We start from the raw sequence: 5299 nt of genomic DNA, 5'->3' as shown, positions 1-5299 counted from the left end.
TGCAAATACAATAGAAAATTTTTGGGAAATAAACGATAAAAAATTGATTCCTTATATGATTAAGTTTTTAAATCATCCAAGCAATAGAGTTCGAGCTAATGTTATTATTTTAATTTATAATTATAATATTAGTTATTATAATGGTACTTGTATTATTTCTCTATTATCTTTAAAAAAATCAAGTATTTTAAACGATAATTTGTCTTTTGTTTTTGTGGTTGGGTTTTTAAAAATAGATAAATATTCTCAAGATGTAGAAAAAATATATGAAAGATTAAAAAACACGGAGTTTTTTAAAGAAAAACTTGTTGAAAATTTTGCATTTTCATTTTCTGGCCTAAAAAATCCAATTGGGGACGACCTTTTTCAATTTTTATTTTTGGAATCAGTAAATTATCCACAAAGCCTTCTTTATAAGTTTAAGCTTCTCTCATTAACACAAAGAATTAATATTTTAAAGACATTTATGGAAGCTGGTTTTGGAGAAATTGTTCAACAGAATTTATATAACAACTTTAAAAGTTCAATCTATGATTTGAGTTTTGAAGTTGAAATGATAGAAGAACTTATGAATAAAAAAATTGAAAAATAATTATTTTATAATTCGCCTGTAATGCCAAGGGCAATTTGATCGGTTCGCCAATAAACTTTCGGATTATTTCTGCCATTGTATAATACAGGTTCTAGCGAATACTCTGCTCCTGGTTGGCTTTCTTGTAACATATATGTCAAACTGTATACGGATCTTTTATTATAATAAACAATTGCAGCAGTATAGCCTAAAAAGTTTACGTTTACAAATTGATCTGTTACGTTTGGGTCTCCAGACCATCTATTTGTAAAAAAGCCTAATCGAATACCCAATGTATCATAAAAAATTGTTTCCGAACCAAAGGCATAGTCATACGTTTTTTTGGTATGATAAAAAGGATTCACAGCATTATTTTCAGAAGTATATATTAAGTCACTGGTAAAGGTTTGCCAATCTGAAGGCATCCAAGCTATTCCAAATCGAATAATATAAGGCAACTGTCCAAAGGGTTCTGGAGTATGTTTTATATTAGTTTGATTTATATATTGTTCATAAAAATCTGAATAATCATTTGAATTATTTATTGGATTAAATTGAGAATCTGTTACAACTTGATTGTCAACGTAAGTGCCTTCTGCGTTTTGAGAAAGAATAAATTTATATTTACCAGATAAGCCGAATGAAATATATTCTTTTGGTTTGTATAAAAACCCAAGCCCAGCTTCAATTCCTCTTACATAAAAATTACTGGTATAATTCCATAATTCGTATTGATAAATTTGAGCCCCTCCATAGGGATCGTCATAAGGACCAGAAAGAATATTAGCGCCTTGTAATTCGGAATAGCGCATATCAAAAAAAGCGATAGATAATCCGAAACTAAACTTATCGTGAGTTCGAAAAGAAACAGCCATTGCATATTCGTTTTCTGTGGAACTTACTTTTTGAACAAATCTTGTTTTTGTTAATCCGTTTTTGCTATCCGATTCGACGACATTATCTATATTAACATAGTCTTTATTGTAAATAGCAAAAGCCATATATATAGGTAAGTCTGTTCCTAATCGAAACGAACCACCAAAATAACCGGAAAGCAAATCGGCATCGGTTAATGAAAAACTTGTATTGTCATTTGCTAAATAACCATCTTGAGTAATCGTTGAAGTATAATAATTTGTTGTTGATACGCTAATAGAAGCATCTGGTGAAAATGCAATTCCCCCTGGATTATAAAAAACGCCTGCAGGACCAGAACCAATACCAGTATAGGCGCCGCCCATACCCGCAGGTCTTGAAGCCATGAGAAAACTATGATTATGCCACCAATCTCCATAACTTTGGAATGAAAATAGCGAAACAAAAATAAATAAATTCATTTTTATAATGTGATATAAATATATTTTATTTTGTTTTTTGTTTATATATATTTCCATAATCCTTTTCTTTAAAAGTGATTTGTATCTTTTATTTTTGTTTTATTGCATGAATTTTTCCTTTAAATAATTTTTCTAATATATTTGTTGTTTCGTCTAAGGTTTTACTTTGTTCTACTAGTTTTAGAGAGGATTCTTCTGTTAATTGAACAATTCCTTTGCTATTTTGAGTTGATTTTTCAATTTCAACCATAGAATTCGATATGAGTTTAATTCCAATTTCTTGTTCTTTTGTTGCATCTGATATTTGTTCAATGACTGAGGTAACAGTGACAATGTTTTCCGATATCGCTTTAAATACTGCATGCGCCTCTAAAGTAACATTTTTACCATCTACCACTCTTGCTTTTGTGGTGTCGATAATTGTATTTACTTGGGTTTGACTCGATTGTAATAATAATTGAATTTCATTTGCTGCTTTCCCGCTTACTTTTGCTAAATTACCAACTTCTTCAGCAACAACAGCAAATCCTTTTCCATGTTCTCCTGCTCGAGCGGATTCAATTGAGGCATTTAAAGAAAGTAACTCCGTTTTTGCTACTATGTCATTAATGACAGCTGTTTTCGTATTAATTTGTGTAATAATAACAGCGATATTTTGTAATTGAGTGCTAGATTCTTCAATTGTCTCCATCGCTTTTTCAAGGTGATTCATAATTTTTTCACCTTCTTTTGCTTTATCTGAAGCATTTTTTGAAACAAGTAAAGTTGAAGTTGCGTTTTCTGCAGTTCTATTAATCATGCTTGAAATTTGATCTATAGCCGCGCTTGTTTTATGAACGGAGTTTGTTTGTAATTCGGTAGATTGAGAAAGTTTATTTGAACTTTGCTTTAAGTTATTTCCAATATTGCTAGTGGAATTGCTTTGAAATTTTATACTGTCAATTTCTTTAATAATACTTTTGGTACTTTTTTTAACTAAGAGAATGATTGCTATAATTATAAATAATGATGAAGTCATAATGAAAAACATACTTATATTTGTCAAATTCTTTAAGTACTCTCCGTTTTGAGTTGATTTAATTGATCCTTTATAATTTAAATCGCTTATTTTTTCTAATAGATCTTGCGAATCTTGAAGAGGTTTATCTAAATTGTTTAATAAATAGTTATGTGCTTCAGTTGTTTTACTTGATTTTATGAAGTCTACGAATTTTGGTCTATATTTTAAATAATTATTGAATTTATCATTAAATTCATCAAATATTTTTTTCTCTTCGGCAAGTGTAATAAGGGAAGGATATTTTTTTATAGACACTTGCATGCTGTTTAATCTATCCTCTATTATTTTTAAGTTTTCTTCTATTTCTTTTTTAGATAATGAATATGAAATAATGAGCTCTCTTCTTCTAATTTGTGCAATTGTATACTTCATATCTTGTGAAGTATTAACGCTTGGTAGCCAAAATAAAGCTGTTTCATTAGAATAATTTTGAGTTTTATTTATAGCTATTATTGTGTATAAAGAATTTAAAAATATAATAAACATTAATATTAAAATTGAAAAATATATTTTTCTTGCAAAACTAATATGATTCACAAATTCACCGTTAAATATCATTTTTATATTTTGGCAATATACTTATTATTATCTTTTATAGTTTAGCAATTTATATATGATTTATATGGAATTTATTTTTCTAGTGAATTAAAAAAATGACTTGATAAGCAAATATTTCTTAGTATATATCATTTTAATATAGTAATTTAAGAAGCACCTTTAATTAGAATTTCAATTCCTGCTGCTGTAGAGTCTAATTTTGCACTTTGTTCCACTAAATTTGTAGATGATTCTTGGGTGCTGGTAACTGCTACTTGGCTTTTTTGTGTCGCTTTATCAATATTTGACATGGCAGAAGATATTTGCCTAACGCCAATTTCTTGTTCACGAGTCGCGTCCGAAATTTGTTGAATTACGCTTGCCATTGTAGAAATATCTTCTGAAATTTGATGAAAAGATTCCTGTGCTTCCGATGTTACTCTTTTTCCTTCGTCTACACGTTCTTTTGTTAAACCTAAAATTTTGTTTACTTGTTCTTGGCTTGAAGTGATTAGAGACTGAATATCCTGAGCTGACTCGCCGCTAATTTTAGCCAAGTTTCCTACTTCTTCTGCAACCACAGCGAATCCTTTTCCGTATTCACCAGCTCTTGCTGATTCAATCGAAGCATTTAAAGATAATAATTCTGTTTTTGAAACAATATCATTAATAACCGCTGTTTTTGTATTTATTTGATTAATTATCTCTGCTATATTTTGAAGTTGATTATTGGACTCTTGAATGGTCTCCATTGCATTTACGAGTCTTTCCATTGTTTTTTGTCCAGACTCTGTTTTTTGAGAAGCTCCTGTTGCCACATTTGTAGACTCTTTTGCATTTTCTGCAGTTCTATTTACCATGCTTGTAATTTCATTTATCGCAGCACTTGTTTCATGAATTGAAGCGGCTTGTTCCGTTACAGAGTCTGATAAAATATTTGATCCGTTTTTTAAACTATTTGCAATTTCATTTGTGGATACACTTTGATTTTTTAAATTATCAATAGCCATATTAAGAGACTTTGTTGTATTCCTGATAAGATTAAAAATAAATAAGGCAATTAAAATAGAAGCTGCAATAATTGTTGTCATTGTCATTACAGTTAAGCTTGTTAAACTTGCTCCTTTTTCAGTAGAAGCGACACCATTATTGTAATTATAAGTTGCAAGTTTTTGAACAGCTTCTTCTAATTCAGATGCTGCTTTTCTCGCTTTTGTTAATATCAATTTAATGGCTTCTTCTTTTTGTCCTTTTTTATTTATTTCAATAGCTTCTCTGCTAGCATTGTCGTAGGTTTTCCATTTTTGGGTGATATCATCTAATAAAACTTTTTCTTCGGGACCACTTAAAAGTTTTATATGATTTTCAATGTATTCATCAATATTTTTTTGCATATTTATCGAGTGTTTTTATGTCTTCGGCAAGGCCTTTTTTATTTTCTTCTTCATTTGAGTTAATTAATGAAGTTGATAATAATCCTAAAATACGTCTCGCGTATTTTCCAACCCCTTCACTCATTTTACTTGTAGATAAAACACTTGGCATCCAGCTTTTTCCCGTTTCCTGCGCAAAGGATTGTGTTTTATTTATCATAAATATTGTATATAGGGCCGAAAAAATAATTAAAGAAAGTAATATAATTATAGATAAATTTAATTTAAAAGAGAGGCTCTTTTTTTTTTGGTAGGTAGAGACATGACTTTTATTTCCTTTCAAATAAAGTAATTCATTGCCATGAAACCCCTGCAGAACCGGACTTGTAGTTTTCCCACATCCGGCTCCCAGAGATGATAT

5 protein-coding genes are annotated in these 5299 nt (G+C 29.6%); 1 reads left to right on the top strand and 4 read right to left on the bottom strand.

Going from position 1 to position 5299, the window contains the following annotated elements:
• Nucleotides 1–592 (top strand): hypothetical protein (locus tag ACIQ56_RS13925; RefSeq protein WP_397601654.1); only part of this gene is annotated, 592 nt, incomplete at its 5' end.
• A 5-nt stretch (nucleotides 593–597) separates the two neighbouring features.
• Here the strand turns inward: ACIQ56_RS13925 and ACIQ56_RS13920 are convergent.
• The 4 genes from ACIQ56_RS13920 to ACIQ56_RS13905 all read right to left on the bottom strand — a co-directional run.
• Nucleotides 598–1965, bottom strand: a complete 1368-nt coding sequence (locus ACIQ56_RS13920; protein ID WP_397601653.1) for a hypothetical protein — start codon at nucleotides 1963–1965, stop codon at nucleotides 598–600.
• A 31-nt stretch (nucleotides 1966–1996) separates the two neighbouring features.
• Nucleotides 1997–3505, bottom strand: coding sequence for a methyl-accepting chemotaxis protein (locus tag ACIQ56_RS13915; protein WP_397601652.1), 1509 nt, complete (start codon nucleotides 3503–3505; stop codon nucleotides 1997–1999).
• Nucleotides 3506–3672: 167 nt separating this feature from the next.
• Nucleotides 3673–4899, bottom strand: a complete 1227-nt coding sequence (locus ACIQ56_RS13910) for a methyl-accepting chemotaxis protein (RefSeq protein WP_397601651.1) — start codon at nucleotides 4897–4899, stop codon at nucleotides 3673–3675.
• Nucleotides 4883–5299, bottom strand: a 417-nt coding sequence (locus ACIQ56_RS13905; RefSeq protein WP_397601650.1) for a hypothetical protein, incomplete at its 5' end; no start/stop codon positions are given. The genes ACIQ56_RS13905 and ACIQ56_RS13910, both read right to left, overlap by 17 nt.

Origin of the sequence: Silvanigrella sp., from assembly GCF_044369315.1 — a bacterium.
Lineage (GTDB): Bacteria > Bdellovibrionota_B > Oligoflexia > Silvanigrellales > Silvanigrellaceae > Silvanigrella.
The sequence above is the reverse complement of the archived record's forward strand: the minus strand, read 5'-3'. Positions and strand labels throughout refer to the sequence as shown.

Excerpts from the sequence above, each read along its gene's own strand:
- ACIQ56_RS13920 (WP_397601653.1), bottom strand. The coding sequence starts at position 1,965 with ATGGAAATATATATAAACAAAAAACAAAATAAAATATATTTATATCAC.
- ACIQ56_RS13910 (WP_397601651.1), bottom strand. The coding sequence starts at position 4,899 with ATGCAAAAAAATATTGATGAATACATTGAAAATCATATAAAACTTTTA.